The 14,490-nt window shown below is 69.8% G+C and carries 16 protein-coding genes and 1 tRNA gene; 9 read left to right on the forward strand and 8 right to left on the reverse strand.

Going from position 1 to position 14,490, the window contains the following annotated elements; translation table 11 throughout:
* Positions 1-119 precede the first annotated feature (119 nt).
* Positions 120-208, forward strand: a tRNA-Leu gene (locus ABD907_RS08480).
* Here ABD907_RS08480 and ABD907_RS08485 read toward each other — a convergent pair.
* Complete coding sequence (locus ABD907_RS08485; protein WP_345215811.1) at positions 209-919, reverse strand: hypothetical protein; 711 nt, start codon at positions 917-919, stop codon at positions 209-211.
* A 129-nt stretch (positions 920-1,048) separates the two neighbouring features.
* On the opposite strand from ABD907_RS08485, the gene ABD907_RS08490 reads away from it, so the two are divergent.
* Both ABD907_RS08490 and ABD907_RS08495 read left to right on the forward strand, forming a co-directional pair.
* Positions 1,049-2,338 (forward strand): sulfatase family protein, encoded by a 1,290-nt coding sequence (locus ABD907_RS08490; RefSeq protein WP_345215812.1) that lies wholly within the window; start codon positions 1,049-1,051, stop codon positions 2,336-2,338.
* A 23-nt stretch (positions 2,339-2,361) separates the two neighbouring features.
* Positions 2,362-3,330 (forward strand): LysR family transcriptional regulator, encoded by a 969-nt coding sequence (locus tag ABD907_RS08495; RefSeq protein ID WP_345215813.1) that lies wholly within the window; start codon positions 2,362-2,364, stop codon positions 3,328-3,330.
* A gap of 24 nt (positions 3,331-3,354) precedes the next feature.
* Here ABD907_RS08495 and ABD907_RS08500 read toward each other — a convergent pair whose 3' ends face one another.
* Together ABD907_RS08500 and ABD907_RS08505 are read right to left on the reverse strand one after the other, a co-directional pair.
* Positions 3,355-3,807 (reverse strand): PPOX class F420-dependent oxidoreductase, encoded by a 453-nt coding sequence (locus tag ABD907_RS08500; protein WP_345215814.1) that lies wholly within the window; start codon positions 3,805-3,807, stop codon positions 3,355-3,357.
* Complete coding sequence (locus ABD907_RS08505) at positions 3,804-4,679, reverse strand: aldo/keto reductase (RefSeq protein ID WP_345215815.1); 876 nt, start codon at positions 4,677-4,679, stop codon at positions 3,804-3,806. The genes ABD907_RS08500 and ABD907_RS08505 overlap by 4 nt, the downstream gene beginning before the upstream one ends.
* Positions 4,680-4,781: 102 nt before the next feature.
* Here ABD907_RS08505 and ABD907_RS08510 point away from each other — a divergent pair, with 102 nt between their 5' ends.
* Positions 4,782-5,630: a helix-turn-helix transcriptional regulator gene (locus ABD907_RS08510; RefSeq protein WP_345215816.1), complete on the forward strand. Its 849-nt coding sequence runs from the start codon at positions 4,782-4,784 to the stop codon at positions 5,628-5,630.
* An 18-nt stretch (positions 5,631-5,648) separates the two neighbouring features.
* Here ABD907_RS08510 and ABD907_RS08515 read toward each other — a convergent pair whose 3' ends face one another.
* The gene (locus tag ABD907_RS08515) at positions 5,649-6,353 is read right to left on the reverse strand and encodes an SGNH/GDSL hydrolase family protein (RefSeq protein WP_345215817.1); all 705 of its coding nucleotides are present in this window, start codon (positions 6,351-6,353) and stop codon (positions 5,649-5,651) included.
* 135 nt (positions 6,354-6,488) lie between these two features.
* On the opposite strand from ABD907_RS08515, the gene ABD907_RS08520 reads away from it, so the two are divergent.
* From ABD907_RS08520 to ABD907_RS08535, 4 genes are all read left to right on the forward strand, one after another.
* Positions 6,489-7,085 (forward strand): TetR/AcrR family transcriptional regulator, encoded by a 597-nt coding sequence (locus ABD907_RS08520; RefSeq protein ID WP_345215818.1) that lies wholly within the window; start codon positions 6,489-6,491, stop codon positions 7,083-7,085.
* Positions 7,082-7,555, forward strand: a complete 474-nt coding sequence (locus ABD907_RS08525; protein WP_345215819.1) for a YqeB family protein — start codon at positions 7,082-7,084, stop codon at positions 7,553-7,555. Before ABD907_RS08520 ends, ABD907_RS08525 begins: the two co-directional genes overlap by 4 nt.
* A gap of 39 nt (positions 7,556-7,594) precedes the next feature.
* Positions 7,595-7,774, forward strand: a complete 180-nt coding sequence (locus ABD907_RS08530) for a CysS/YqeB C-terminal domain-containing protein (RefSeq protein WP_345215820.1) — start codon at positions 7,595-7,597, stop codon at positions 7,772-7,774.
* A gap of 110 nt (positions 7,775-7,884) precedes the next feature.
* Entirely contained in the window at positions 7,885-9,423 is a 1,539-nt protein-coding gene (locus ABD907_RS08535) for a UDP-N-acetylglucosamine 1-carboxyvinyltransferase (RefSeq protein ID WP_345215821.1), read from the forward strand.
* Between the two features lie 24 nt (positions 9,424-9,447).
* On the opposite strand, the gene ABD907_RS08540 is transcribed toward ABD907_RS08535, so the two are convergent.
* Positions 9,448-10,722 (reverse strand): serine hydrolase domain-containing protein, encoded by a 1,275-nt coding sequence (locus ABD907_RS08540; RefSeq protein WP_345215822.1) that lies wholly within the window; start codon positions 10,720-10,722, stop codon positions 9,448-9,450.
* A gap of 120 nt (positions 10,723-10,842) precedes the next feature.
* Complete coding sequence (locus ABD907_RS08545) at positions 10,843-11,592, reverse strand: DedA family protein (protein WP_345215823.1); 750 nt, start codon at positions 11,590-11,592, stop codon at positions 10,843-10,845.
* A 253-nt stretch (positions 11,593-11,845) separates the two neighbouring features.
* On the opposite strand from ABD907_RS08545, the gene ABD907_RS08550 reads away from it, so the two are divergent.
* Complete coding sequence (locus ABD907_RS08550) at positions 11,846-12,295, forward strand: hypothetical protein (RefSeq protein ID WP_345215824.1); 450 nt, start codon at positions 11,846-11,848, stop codon at positions 12,293-12,295.
* A 96-nt stretch (positions 12,296-12,391) separates the two neighbouring features.
* Here the strand turns inward: ABD907_RS08550 and ABD907_RS08555 are convergent, their stop codons facing one another.
* Entirely contained in the window at positions 12,392-13,921 is a 1,530-nt protein-coding gene (locus tag ABD907_RS08555) for a catalase (protein ID WP_345215825.1), read from the reverse strand.
* Positions 13,918-14,418 (reverse strand): Fur family transcriptional regulator, encoded by a 501-nt coding sequence (locus ABD907_RS08560; RefSeq protein ID WP_345215826.1) that lies wholly within the window; start codon positions 14,416-14,418, stop codon positions 13,918-13,920. Before ABD907_RS08560 ends, ABD907_RS08555 begins: the two co-directional genes overlap by 4 nt.
* Positions 14,419-14,490: the final 72 nt, after the last annotated feature.

Consider the following 14,490-nt stretch of genomic DNA (forward strand, 5'->3'; position numbering starts at 1 on the left):
CCCTCACGAAACCACCCGACGGACCGTCCCGGAGGTCGAGCGACGCCCTCTCCGCGTGCTATGTTTCTTCGCGTTGCGCAGACCGGTTCGAGCAGTTTCGACCGGGTGCAGCACCACCGGTCCGGGTGGCGGAAATGGCAGACGCGCTAGCTTGAGGTGCTAGTGCCCGTATTAGGGCGTGGGGGTTCAAGTCCCCCCTCGGACACCATCAGAGAATCCACTGGATCGTGGACATCAGCACCGAGCCGACGAACGGCACGGCGGTGATGCTCAGCAGGAAGGCCCAGCCGCCGGTGAGCCGGCGCGATGCACTCAGCGGCCGACGGCGCCAGAGCGGCACGGGCTCCAGGACCACGAACGCCAGCCACAGCAGCGGCGCCTGCCAGGCGAGCCAGAACCAGGCCCACTTCGTGGCCAGACGGGGCTGCGGCCCACCGATCAGCAGCAGGAGTGCTACGAAGCCGGCCAGGGCGGCGCCGTGCCAGCTGATCCCGGTGTCGAGGAAGTCGTCGCGGATCGTCACGTCGACGGTAGTGGGCGACTGCTCGGCGGCCTCGAGGATTCGCTGTCCCTCGTCGACCTCCGGCCGCCGGTCGGTGTTGGAGAACTCATAAGTCGCCCGCCCGGGGAGTCCGTCACCCGTCCACTCCACGGGGTAGGTCCCGTACCCCTGACTGCCCGACTCTGGACGCATGATCGTGACGGTCTCGACGGCGCCGCGTCGCAACCCGTCGTAGAGCTCGTGCAGGGGGCGTTCGACCGGCTCCATGAGTGACTGCGCCATGCCGACGACGAGCCCGACGGCGAGGAGGAGACGCACCACGAGTGCGACACGGCCCGACGGCGCCGCCGGCGGTTCGTGAATGGCCGCGAAGGCTCCGTCCGGGTCGGTACGGGCGCCCGGAGTCAGCGCACTCATGACCAGACACTATCGATGACGGGCGGCGCCCGTGCCGCTTCCACGGCGCAGCCACTATCCGTCTGACAGATAGCGGCGTTCCGCATTACGCGTTCGACAGATAGGTTCCTGCGTCCTAGCGTCATGCTCGTGCCCATCCGACCGAACATCGTCCTCATCCACTGCCACGATCTCGGCACATGGTTGTCCTGCTATGGGATGCCGTCGGTCCCGAGCCCTAACTTGGAGCGCCTCGCCGCGGAGAGCGTCGTCTTCGACTCCGCGTTCGCGACGTCACCGCTGTGCACACCGGCCAGGTCCTCGATCTTCACCGGTCTCCGACCGCACCAGAACGGGCTCATGGGTCTCGCCCACGACGGATGGCACTACCGACGAGGCGTCGAGACGCTGCCCGAGATGATGCACGCCTACGGCTACCACTCGGCGCTGGTGGGCCTCCAACACGAGGACCTCGACGCCCGCACCCTCGGTTACGACGCGGTGCACGGGATGGGCTTCCTGTCGCGGGCGCTCGAGGTGGCTAAGCGCGTCGACCGCTGGCTCGACGGCGCGGACGGCACCGAACCGTTCTTCCTCACCGTCGGCATGTGGGAGGCCCACCGTCCATGGCCGACCACGGACTACCGGCCCACCGACCCGGCCACCGTCGACGTCCCTCCGTACCTCCCGGACAACGCCCACACCAGACAGGACATCAGCGAGTTCCACGGCGCCATCCGGCAGATGGACGAGGCCGTCGGCAGCATTCTGCGCTCCGTGGACAGCTCGCCGTTCGCGGACAACACCCTGGTGATCTTCACGACCGACCACGGTGCGGCCTTCCCGAGGGCGAAGAGCACGCTGTACGACTCGGGCGTCCAGGTCGCGCTCCTCGTGCGTCCGCCACGGACGTGGAGCACGAGACCCGCACGGCACACCGGCATGGTGAGCCACCTCGACCTCGCGCCGAGCCTCGTCCAGCTCGCCGGCGGCACCTCGCCGGCCGGGCTCGAGGGCCGCAGCTTCGTCCCGCTGCTGCAGGACTCCCCGCCCGTGCCGGAGCCGCGCGAGCTCGTGCTGGAGAAGACCTACCACGACCGGTATGACCCGATCCGCGCGCTGCGCACCAACGACGTGAAGTACATCCGAAACTTCGTCCCCGGGCCACAGCTGCCGTTCGCCCTTGACCTCGAGGAGAGCGCGACGCGGCGCGGCATGGACGACGGCGACGCCGGACCCAAGCCGGCCGAGGAGCTGTACCTTCTGCGAGATGACCCGTGGGAGCTGGAGAACGTCGCAAAAGATCCTCAGCACCAGGAGCTGCGCGCCGCTATGTCCCGGCGCCTGGAAGGTCACCTCCGACGCACTGCCGATCCCATCCTCGACGGCGCGGTTCTCGCGCCCGCTCCACCGGGTCGCGGAGAGCGCCGTGCCGACTAGCGCGGGAACGGTCCGGTGAGCTCATGGAGCTGAGCTGGTGTCGCTCGTTCATCGCCGTGCTCGAGCTCGGCGGTTTCTCGGCCGCCGCGAGCGCCCTGCATCGTTCGCAGTCCAGGATCAGCGCGCACGTCGCCGACCTGGAGAGACACCTCGGCGAGACGCTGCTCAACCGAGACGTCCATCCCCCTACCCTCACGGCGGCGGGTGAGGCGTTCCTCCCCCACGCCCGTGGGATGACGGACGAGTGGACCGCCGCCGTCGCGGCCGTCGAGGCGCGCCGCGGGGACATCAGCGGGACGGTCGCCATCGGCAGCGTGCCCAGCGTGAGCTCGCAGATCTTGGCACCGCTGCTCACCGAGCTCAGCCGCCGGCATCCGCGTGTGAGCTTCGAGGTCCACGAGGGGCCCAACTCCTGGCTGGACGAGGCACTCACCCACCGCACCGTCGAGGTCGCTCTCCGTCCCCTCATCCAGGTACGTCCGCGGCCGGTGTTCGAGCACCAGGTGCTCCTCGACGACCCGTTCGTCGTGGTCCTGCCCGCCGACCACGACCTTGCCCGCCAGGAGTCGGTCGATCTGGAGCAGCTGGCGGGTCACGCCATCCTCACCACCGGCGAGGCAGGACTCGACGCCCGCGTCGGTGGCGAGTTCCGGCAGGTGCTGGAGCGCGTCGGCATCGATCGGGACCACAGCATGGCCGTCACCCAGCCGACCACGGTCTCCTCGTTCGTCGAGGTGGGGCTCGGTCTCGGACTCATCGGTGCGCTGCCGGCACGGATGTTGCACCACCCGGCGGTGGTGCACCGCCCCCTCAACCATCCGGGCGCCTCCCGGCAGATCGCCGCCCACTGGGCGCGCACGCGTAGTCTCTCCCCCGCCGGGACCGCCTTCCTCCGAGAGCTCGTGCGCTTCACTCGCAGCGAGTTCGGGGTCGAGTACCCCGGGCCGGGCATGGCGCTGCTGAACGAGACCGCTGACGGCGCGGGCGCGTGACGCTTCCGTCGACGCCACGCCCACCTACGCCCCGTCCACGTCGCGCGCGACCAGCTCGAACGAGCCCGTATCGATCCCCCACGCCAGAATCCGTCGCGGCCTGATGCGGATCCATGCCGGGTCCCACGGGAAGGGCGCTTCGAGGCGGCCACCCGTCTCCTCACCACCGTCGGTGAAGGTATCCGCGTGCCCACGGATCTCGATGCCGCGCGGCAGCCAGGGTTCGGTCGACGCGAGGTCGTCAACCACCAGAGCGACGTCGGGATGTCGCTGCGCGTCCCGAAACTTCTTGCTGCCCGCCATATTCGATCCGGTGTGGCCGCCGATGAGAATCGATTCGGTCGCCGGGTCGTACATCACGCCGAGCGGCGCCACATGGGGGCGTCCGTGCGGGCCCACCGTGGCGAGGCGTCCTAGTGGCCCGTCGAGGGCGCTCCTCCTCAGGTAGGCGATCTCGGCATCGGTGAAGGTCGTCATCGTGTCTCCGTCCTGTTCCGGGTGTCGGTGAGCGCGTCGAGGTGGCGTAGCTCGTCGTCGGACAGCGTGAGGTCGGCCGCCGCGACGTTCTCCCGGACGTGGCGCGCGCGGGTCGAGCCAGGCAGCGCCAGCACAGGGACGTCGTGGACCTGCTCCCTGTGGTGGACCCAGGCCAGCGCCACCTGTCCGCCGTTGACGCCGTGCGCCCGGGCGATGTCGGCCAGGGCTGCGCGCAGGTCCGCGTGCGCGCCGTCGTCGCTGCCATGAAGCACTCCGTGACCGAACGGCGAGTGCGCGACGATCGTGGTACCGAGCGCGGCCGCTGTGGGCACCAGCTCCTCCTCCACCGCACGACGCACGAGCGACCACTCCTGCTGCAGTGCCGCAATGCGGTAGACGGCACTGGCCCGGCGAAGATCACCGACGGTCACGTTGGACAGGCCGAGGCTGCGCACCTTGCCCTCGTCCACCAGGGCAGCCATCGCGCCGACGGTCTCCTCGATCGGGACGTCGTCGCTGCGATGGTGCAGGTAGTACAGATCGATGACGTCGACTCCGAGCCTGCGGAGACTGGCTTCGCAGGCGTGGCGGACGTAGGCGGGATCGGCTCTGACCTGGAAGCCGGCCGCGAACTCGTCGCCCCAGACGAGCCCGAACTTGCTGGCGAGCTGAACCTCGCCCCGTCGGTCGCGAATTACACGTCCGACGAGCTCTTCGTTCTGGTAGGCATCGGCCGTGTCGATCATGGTCACGCCCAGGTCGAGTGCGGTGCCGATCACCCGGGAAGGGTCCCGGCCGGGACCGTCCGCGGTGTGGAGCCTCATCGCGCCGAACCCCTGGCGTATCGGATGGCCCTGCGTCGTCGTTCTCATGTCCTCGACGGTGCTGCTTCCGGGCGTGCCGAGGAAGGCCCTGCGGAGGCAGGCCCCGGGAGGGCCAGGATGCGTGTGGCCCGGGTCCGTAGAATTTCGGGGATGAACGGCAGCGAGCTCGGTGCGTTCCTCCGCACGCGTCGAGAGACAGTGACTCCCGAGGAGGTCGGGTTGCCTCGAGGTCCCCGACGGCGCACCCCCGGGCTGCGCCGGGAAGAGCTGGCGACGCTCGCCGGAATGAGCGTCGACTACCTGACCCGCCTCGAGCGGGGCAAGGATCAGAACCCGTCGGCACAGGTGCTCGCCGTGCTGGCCGACACGCTGCGATTGTCGGCGGAAGAACGGTTCCACCTGCTCATCCTCAGCAAGGAGGCCACCGGCGCGGCGCTGCTCTGCCCGACCGCGGAACCGCCGAGCGACCATGTCCGGCCGACCGTTCAAGCCCTCCTCGACCGGTTGGGTCTCACGCCCGCCTACGTGGTCAACAGCATTGGCGACGTCGTCGCCTCCACCACCGGGTTCGAGCACCTCGCCGCATCAACCGGCCTCTTCGACGCCGTCCGCCCCAACCTTGCCCGCTATGTCTTCACCGACCGACGCGCGCAGCAGACGTATCCCGACTGGGACGCGGTCGCCGACGAATGGGCCGCCACACTCAAGGCCGCATCGTGCCCGGAGGCGACGATGCTGGTGGACGAGCTGAGCATCGCTTGCGGCGCGGCGTTCACGGCCCGCTGGGAAGCCTCGTCGAACTTTCCGCGTCGGACGGGGACGGTACGTATGGCGCACCCCGACGTCGGTGAGCTCCGCCTCGCGCTCGAGGTGCTCGAGATGCCGGACGCGGGCGACCAACGGCTGGTCGTCCACCTGCCCGCCGACGACGCGACCTGCACCGCCCTCGACCAGCTCGCCGGCCGCCGCCCCGGTGCGCTGCGCACCGTCGGCGGCTGACTCGCGGGATCTGCGGCGCTATCCGACATCGTCCACAAGCGCTTCGGAGAGGACCTCGCCGATGATCCGGTGGCCCTCGACGTCCGGGTGGATCCCGTCACCGGTGACGGGGAACTCCAGCCCCGACACGTCGAGGAAGTTCGCGCCGTGCGACTTCGCGACCCGCTCGAGGATGGCGGTCATCTCCTCGATCCTCTCGGTCCGGTCCTCCGCAGCGGGCGGAGCGAACGGTGAGAGCACGACGACCTCGGTCCCGGACCCGGCGGAGCGTCCGATCACGGCGTCGGCGGCCTCCTCGAGCCCGTCGTGCACCAGATCGTTGAACCCGCCGGCGATGACCAGCACATCCGGGTCTTCGGCGAGGACGTCATCGATGCGGCTGGTGAACTGGGCGTCGCCGCACGGGCTCTGCGCGACGTACCCGCTGCCACCCATGGCGTCGACATGCACCGGTACGTCGAGCACGTCACCCGCGACGTAGGGGTAGGCCGCCATGGGGGCACCCGTGTGGCGGCCCTGAGCGTAGGAGTCGCCGATCACCGCGAGCAGCGGCCCGGCGCCGTCCGCCGCGGCAGTCCGCCGCTCGTGATGGTCGCGCAGGTCCGCCCGGATGTCCTCGCACAAGGCGTTGCCGTCGGCTCCCGTCGGCTCCTGGACCAGCACCCCGATCGCCGCCACACCCAAGATCGAGCACGCCGTCCCGACGACACCTCTCTTTTGCACACGTGGCACGCTATGGCCCCGTAGGGGTCCATTGCCCCGAAACCGAGGTCACGATCAGATGACGTCGCCCCGGCCCGCATCGTCACCGCCGGGAATCCTTTGACTGAGTGATCAGTCAAAGGCTACCGTCGTGCCGTGCCCCGCCGACCCGACCCGGCTCAGCAAGAGCGCCGCCGCGACGCCATCGTCGAGGCGGCGGCGACGCTCTTCGCCGAGAAGGGGTACGAGGCCACGACGGCCGCCGACATCGGCCGCGCCGCCGGCCTCAGCGGCCCCTCGGTCTTCTACTACTTCGAGGACAAGGCCACCGTCTTCCGGGCGCTGTTCGAGCGCGACGTCCCTCGCCTGCGAGCGGTTCTCGAGAGGGAGTCGGCCGGCGACGACCCGGTCGATGCCCTGCTGACGATCGTCCGAGACCTGGCCGCGGACGTGAACGACCCCATCGCGCCGGGACTGGTCGCCGAGCTCGTGCGGCGCGCACCGCACGACCCGGCGCTGGCCCAGGTCGTGATGGACGCGGACGCCCGGACTCAGCGCGTGCTCACCGCGCTCGTCGAGCGGGCGGTCGACGTCGGGCGCGCCCGGCCCGGGCTGCCGGCCGCCGTCGTTGCCCGCTGGATCCAGATCGTGGTCGATGGTGTCGCCCTGCACGGCGGGGAGTCGAGCGACGATCCGTGGCCGGCCCTACGCACGCTCGTCCTGCGGTTCCTGCGTGCCGAGGAGAAGCCATGACCCCACCGTCACACGAGAGCCCGACGCGGGTGTCGCTCGGGCGCGGTTGGGCGCTGGCGTGCATCGCCGCCCTCACCGCCGCCGGTGCCCTGCTCGGTCTGGCTCTGCGACCCCTTGTCCGCTTCCTGGAGAGTCACGACCTGCCTAGGCACGCCGCCATGGACCTCCTCGCCCGGCTCCCGGCGGGGCTGGAGGTCGCCGCGCTGGGGCTGGTCGGTGCGCTGGCGGGCACCTGGTTCTGGACCGTGTGGCGAAGGGAGGCACTGGCCCTGACCGTCGAACCGGACGGCATGATCCTGTCCCAGGAGGGCCACGACCGCTTCGTGGCACGCCAATCTGTCGAGAGCGCGCACCTCGACGGCCCGGACCTGGTCCTCCGCTCCGCCGACGGTCGCGAGCTTGCCCGACGGGACGCAGGGGCGGTCGAGAAGTCCTTGCGGAACGCCCTGACCGGTGCCGGCTACCGATGATCGGACACCGATCCCGACACGCGTTCCTGGGCCAGATGGGTGGAGGGGCGCCCCGGCATCTCACCGGAGGGGCACCGGATCCTCGCCCTCCGGCGCGACGCGCTCAAGGCCAAGGAGCATGCCAAGGCCGACACCCTCGCCGTCGAGCTCAACGACCTCGGCCTGACGGTGCGTGACCGCTCGGGCACGCAGGAGGCACGACCGGTCGAGCGACCGTGAAGACACGGACGTGAGGCGCATCTCATCCGGAGCATGATCCCGGCCACATATGCCGGAGAACTCAGGTGGCCACCGCTCGAATATCTCAGATACGAGATATGGTGCCGTCCATGACCGCGATAGATACGCAGACGTCACTCACCCAGGTCGGGTCGCTGATCCGCGGCGCACGCCAGAACAAGGGTCTCACGCAGGCACAGCTGGCCGAACGCCTGGCCACCAGCCAGAGCGCCATCGCCCGCATCGAGCAGGGTAGCCAGAACCTGTCCGTCGACCTCCTCGCCCGCATCAACCAGGCCCTCGAGGCGGATCTGCTCTCCATCGGAGGGGCTCGGCCGGCCCACCTGCGGGTGACCGGCGGCCACCAGCTGTCCGGGACCATCACGGTCAAGTCGTCGAAGAACGGCGCCGTCGCGCTGCTGTGCGCCTCGCTGCTGAACCGTGGCCGCACCGTCCTGCGCGGCGTCGCCCGCATCGTCGAGGTCGACCGGATCGTCGACGTGCTGCGTTCCATCGGCGTACGGGCCACCTGGTCCGCCGACGGCAAGGACCTCGAGATCGTCCCGCCTGCGCTGCTCGACCTCGACGGCATCGACGAGGACGCGGCCCGCCGCACCCGATCGATCATCATGTTCCTCGGCCCGCTCCTGGGGCGGGAGCAGCGGTTCCAGCTGCCCTACGCCGGTGGGTGCGACCTCGGCACGCGCACCGTCGAACCGCACATGATCGCCCTGCGCCCGTTCGGTCTCGACGTGGTCGCCACCAGCGGCTCGTACCAGGCCACCGTGAAGCGCGACCAGCCGGAGGAGCTCTCGGTCGTCCTCACCGAGCGTGGCGACACGGTCACGGAGAACGCGCTCATGGCTGCCGCCCGGCACCCCGGCACCACCACGATCCGCAACGCCAGCCCCAACTACATGGTGCAGGACCTCTGCTTCTACCTCGAGCTGCTCGGCGTACGCGTCGAGGGCATCGGCACCACGACCCTGCGCGTGCACGGCGTCACCGACATCGACGCCGACGTGGAGTACGCGCCCAGCGAGGACCCGGTGGAGGCGATGAGCCTGCTCACCGCCGGCATCGTCACCCACTCCGAGATCACGGTGGCCCGGGTGCCGATCGAGTTCATGGAGATCGAACTCGCCACGCTCGCGGAGATGGGGCTGCGCTACACCCTCTCCCCCGAGTACCCCGCCGCGAACGGCCGGAGCCGGCTCGTCGACGTCACGGTCCACCCGAGCGACCTCAAGGCGCCGATCGACAAGATCCACCCGATGCCGTTCCCAGGCCTGAACATCGACAATCTGCCGTTCTTCGCCGTGATCGCGGCCTGCGCCGACGGCCATACGCTCATCCACGACTGGGTCTACGAGGGTCGCGCCATCCACCTGACGGATCTCAACCGGCTGGGCGCCGAGGTCCGCCTCCTCGACCCGCACCGGCTCGACGTCACCGGACCCACGCACTGGTCCGGCGCCGAGGTGAGCTGCCCGCCGGCACTGCGTCCCGCCGTCGTGATCCTGCTGGCCATGCTCGCCGCCAAGGGCACCTCGGTGCTGCGCGGGGTCGACATCATCGCGAGGGGCTACGAGCAGCTGCAGGAGCGCCTGATGGAGCTCGGCGCGCAGATCGAGACCTTTCGCGACTGAGGCGGCCCCCGTCCGCGGCAAGACTCAGGACGAGCAGGTCGCCAACAGCATCGGCACCAGCAGGTCGTTGATGTCGTACAGCGCCTCCGGATCGGCCGAGACGTTTCGGCCGGTGATACCCGCAGCGACCTGACGCTCGCCGTCGGCGGACGTCAGGGTGATGGCCAGCGTGCCGAACGTGGCGCCGTCGTGGCCGTACAGGTACTCCCCCGGCTCGCACGGGTCGGGCACGCGGTAGACGCCGAGACCGTACTCCAGCGACTCGACGCTGCGAGGTGTGAGCATCTGCTCCACCAGTGCCGGATCGACGAGATCACCGGTGACCAGCGCCGCGGTGAAGTCTTCCAGGTCCTCCGTGGTGCTCGTCACGGCACCGGCCGAGGAGAACAGGCTCGGGTCCTGCGCGTCGAGGTTGTACCAGCCCTCCCCCTGGGCCCCGGTGTAGGCCGCGCCGACGAGGAACGGACCCTTGGTCCCCGGCTCGTCCGGCAGCTCGGTGTGCCGCATGCTCGCGGGGGCGAACACGCGGTCCTCCAACAGGCTCTCGACGCTGCGGCCGGTCACCTCCTCGAGCATCATGCCGAGCACGACGTAGCCGGTGTTGGAGTACGTGAAGTCTGTTCCCGGCTCGAACAGCCACGGCAGGGAGCGGGCCGCCTCGACCAGCTCTGGATCGGTGTAATCCTGCTCGAGCGCGTCGAAGAACTGCTCGACCGAGCTCGGGTCGCTCACCCGCTCGAGGATCGCGGGTGTCACGAAGTCCGGTGCGCCGGAGCGGTGGCTGAGCAGCTGACCGATGGTGACGCCGTCGGGCAGCACACCGGGCAGGACCTCCTCGACGCTGGTCTCCAGGGTCCACGTACCGCGTTCGACCTCCTGCATGACGAGAGCGGCCACCATAGACTTGGTGATCGAGCCGACGCGGAACCGGTCCTGCGGGTGCGCGGGCGGCGCGTGGTCGAGCTCGCGATCTCCGTCGGCGCCGCGCCAGACCGTCTCGGGGGTCTCCACGCGGGCGGTGACGCCGACCGCTCCGCCTTCGACCAGGCCGCTCACGGCGGCGTCTAGTCCTGCTGTCAATGTCTGCTGCGAGTCCGGTGCGCGCATGGCACGCCCGCCCTGCTGCCGGGCGGCTGCCTCGGCAGCCGCGTCGGCGACGAGGCGCGACAGCTCGGTCGGATCGTCACCGAGCCGGTCGACGGCGGTGGTCTCGTCGGGTGCGGCGGTCGCCGTGGCGGCGGGCACGGCCAGCACGGCAACCGTGGTCATGAGGGCGGTACGACGGGCGGTGCGGAACATGACTTCCCTTCGGATCGGCGTGCCACCATGCTCGCCGCGCACCATCGTCCGCCGCATCAGCCGAAGGAACGAGCTCGTCAGCGTGCACTCCTCCCGACGACGGAGACCTCCCGGGGGAGCTCAGCGCTGGGCGCAGGATTCAGCAGCGAGCGACTGGACGGATGCGCTCGACGTGGCCGGCTCGTGCGCGTGCTCGAGCACTTCGCCTCGCGCCGGCCTCTCCTCACGCTCGTCCTGTGCGGGCGTCTGGGGCGCGCGTCCCCTGCGCCGGCGGTGGATCAGGACGGCGACCACGACGGCCAGCACGGCGGCGCCGAGGACGTACCAGCCGGCGGTGCCGAGAAACGCGGCCGTCTCCGGAAGGGCGGTCCGGGCGAGCGACCCGGCGCCGACCCACATGACCGACCAGAGCGCCGCACCGGTCAGGGACCCGACGGCGAAACGCAGGTACGTCAGACCGCCGGCGCCGGCGGCAGCCGGCACGATCGTGCGCACGGCCGGCAGCAGCCGGGAGATGACGACGGCGAAGCTGCCGTGGCGCTGCACGAGCGCGCTCCCGCGGTCCCAGTGCCGTATCCCGACCCGGCGGACGATCCGCGAGCGGCGCAGCGCCGGACCGGCGCGACGGCCGATGAGGTAGCCGACGTGGTCGCCCGCGCTGGCGCCGATCGCGATGACGCCCATCGCTGCCGCGACCTCCGAACCGGTGGACGTCGCCGCTCCCAGGGTGAGGACCGCGGTCTCGCCAGGGAAGAGGAAGCCGAGCCCGAGCGCCGACTCCACGAACGCGAGCAGGGCCCCGAGTGCCAGCAGCAGCGGTCCGAAGTGCTCGGACAGCTCCGCGAGCAGCCCGACGAGAAAATTCTCCATGTCCACGAGTCAACAGTGTGGAGGCCGCCGCAGACATCGGGATTTTCCCCTGATCTTCCCCTGGGACTTCCCTGATGTCTCAGGATCGCCTCCGACGCCCCAGGCGACGACGGGCTCGTGGAGGCACACCTGTGGTGCCGTCCTCTCGTTCTCGTGGTTCGGCTGTCGGCACCGCGAAACCTCCGCCCCGTCCTGGTGGACGGCCGTACGGTTGGAAGGTCCGCAGCCGCGAGGGAACAGATCGGAGCTGATCGTGCATCGACGCGATCGACGCGGGTGGGCCGCTGCCGCCACGGCGAGCGCCGTCGTCGTCCTCGTAGGGTGCAGCCCTTCAGGACCCACCTACTCCGGTCTCGACACCGAGCGGACGCCGGAGGACGAGCTTCCGCCGTCCATCGAGACCAACAGCTTCAGGTCGGAGACTTCTCGCCTGGTCCACCAGGACGAGGACTACGCGTACTACCTCGCCAGCCCGACGAACGACCCGGCGGAGGGGAGATCGGACAACATCTGTGTGGTCCAAGCCCCCCTCGATGACGACCGAACATGGACATCCAGCTGTGCGCGCACCTGGGCGACCGTAGGCAACGGCACCCAGAGTGTGACCGCGGTCCCCGACGGCGCAGACGTGTCGCGCTGGATCGACCGCGGCTGGGAGCAAATCCACGAGAACCTGCTCATCCCCCGACCCTCCGACCAGTAGAGGCGTCCGGCCGGCCACCCCCGACGACACGAGAGCCCCGGTGATCGCTCACCGGGGCCCTCGACGTCAGTCAGGCGCTCTGCCTGTCAGTCGCTGTCAGGCGTGCGCCGTCGTGGCGGCAGCGGCTGCCTCCTTGCCGGGGTCGGGCTCGCCCTTCGCCGCGTGGTAGGCGGCCTCGATGCGGGCGCCGATCTCAGCGTCGACGTTCTTCCAATACTGGAAGGCGCGCGCCAGGACGTCGCCGTGGACGCCGTCCAGCAGGTGGCCGGACACGTTCGCCACGAACTCCTCGCGCTCGGCCTCGTCGAAGACCTCGCGGACGAGGATGCCGGCCTGGTGGAAGTCGGTGTCCTCCTCCGAGCGTACGGTCGCCGCCGCGCGGACGAGCTCGCCATCGACCTCCCAGCTGTCCTCCGCCGGACCGGTCAGCTCCGAGTACGCACGCCCCTGGGTGTTGGGCGCGTACGTCGCCGCGTCGCCGTGGTGGTCGTAGGCCATTGCGCCGTCGAAGACGTAGCTGTTGACCTCCGCGGCACGGGGGCGATTGACAGGCAGTTGCAGGTAGTTCGGACCGATGCGGTGCCGGTGCGTGTCCGGGTAGGAGAACGTCCGGCCGAGGAGCATCTTGTCGGGGCTGAAGCCCACGCCCGGGACGACCGACGCCGGGGAGAAGGCGGACTGCTCAATCTCGGCGAAGAAGTTCTCCGGGTTCTTGTTCAGCGTCATCTTGCCGACCTCGATCAGGGGGTAGTCCTGGTGCGAGACCGTCTTGGTGACGTCGAACGGGTTGATCTTGTAGGTCTTGCCGTCTTCGTAGGGCATGACCTGCACCTTGAGCGTCCAGCTCGGGTCCTCGCCACGCTCGATCGCGTCGTACAGGTCGCGGCGGTGGTAGTCCGCGTCCGCGCCGGCGATCTTGCCGGCCTCCTCACCCGAGAGGCCCTCCACGCCCTGGTCCGAGATGAAGTGGTACTTGACCCAGAACTTCTCGCCCGCGCCGTTGATCCACATGTAGGTGTGGGAGCCGTAGCCGTTCATGTGCCGGTAGGTCTTCGGGATGCCGCGGTTGCCCATGAGGTACGTGACCTGGTGGGCGGACTCGGGGTTGAGGGTCCAGAAGTCCCACTGCATCTGGTTGTCGCGGAGGCCGCTCGACCCGCGCCGCTTCTGGGAGCGGATGAAGTGCGGGAACTTGATGGCGTCCCGGACGAAGAAGATGGGGGTGTTGTTCCCGACGAGGTCGTAGTTGCCCTCGGTCGTGTAGAACTTGACGGCGAAACCGCGCGGGTCGCGCCAGGTGTCCGGCGAGCCCATCTCGCCTGCCACGGTGGAGAACCGCAGGAGCATGTCCGTCTTGGCGCCCGGCTGAAACAGGGCGGCCTTGGTGTACTGCGCCACGTTGCCGGTGACCTCGAACGTCCCGAACGCGCCGGCTCCCTTCGCGTGCACGACTCGCTCCGGCACCCGCTCGCGGTCGAAGTGCGCCATCTGCTCCACGAAGTGCACGTCGTGGAGCATGATCGGGCCGTCGGGCCCGGCCGTCAGGCTGTTGCGGTCGCTGGGCGCCGGCGCGCCCGTCTCCGTGGTGGAACCGGTGGGCTGGGCGAGCCCGAACGTGTCCGTCATGCGTTCTCCTTCTTTGATGCGGTTACTTCTCGGGTGGACTCTTGCGTGCCGACGTGGGATCCCTCGGCAAGGCATGCCTGACAGGTGCCCCAGTAGATGACCTCGGCGGTCTCGATCACGAAGCCGTGGTCGTCCGACGGCGTCAGGCACGGGGCATGGCCGACGGCGCACGGGACGTCCTCGACAGCGCCGCACGAACGACACACGGCGTGGTGGTGGTTGTCGTCCTCGTGGGCGAGCTCGTAACGCCCCGGTGAGCCCTCCGGCTCGATGCGGCGCAGCAGACCGGTGGCGGTCAGGGCGCGGAGGACGTCGTAGACCGCCTGCGTCGAGACGGTCCCGAGTCGCTCGTGCACGCCGGCCCGGATGGTCTCGGCGTCGGCGTGGGGATGGTCGGCGAGCTCGGCGAGGACCGCGAGGCGTGGACCGGTCACGCGCAGCTGCACACCACGGAGCAGCTCGACGTGGTGGTCCCGCAGGTGCTGTTTGGCTGGCACCGGACCAGCACACCACCTTTTCTGGAATGGATCAAATATAGGACCGGCTCGTGAGACGCGATCCGTCCGATT

Source organism: Georgenia halophila, from assembly GCF_039541595.1.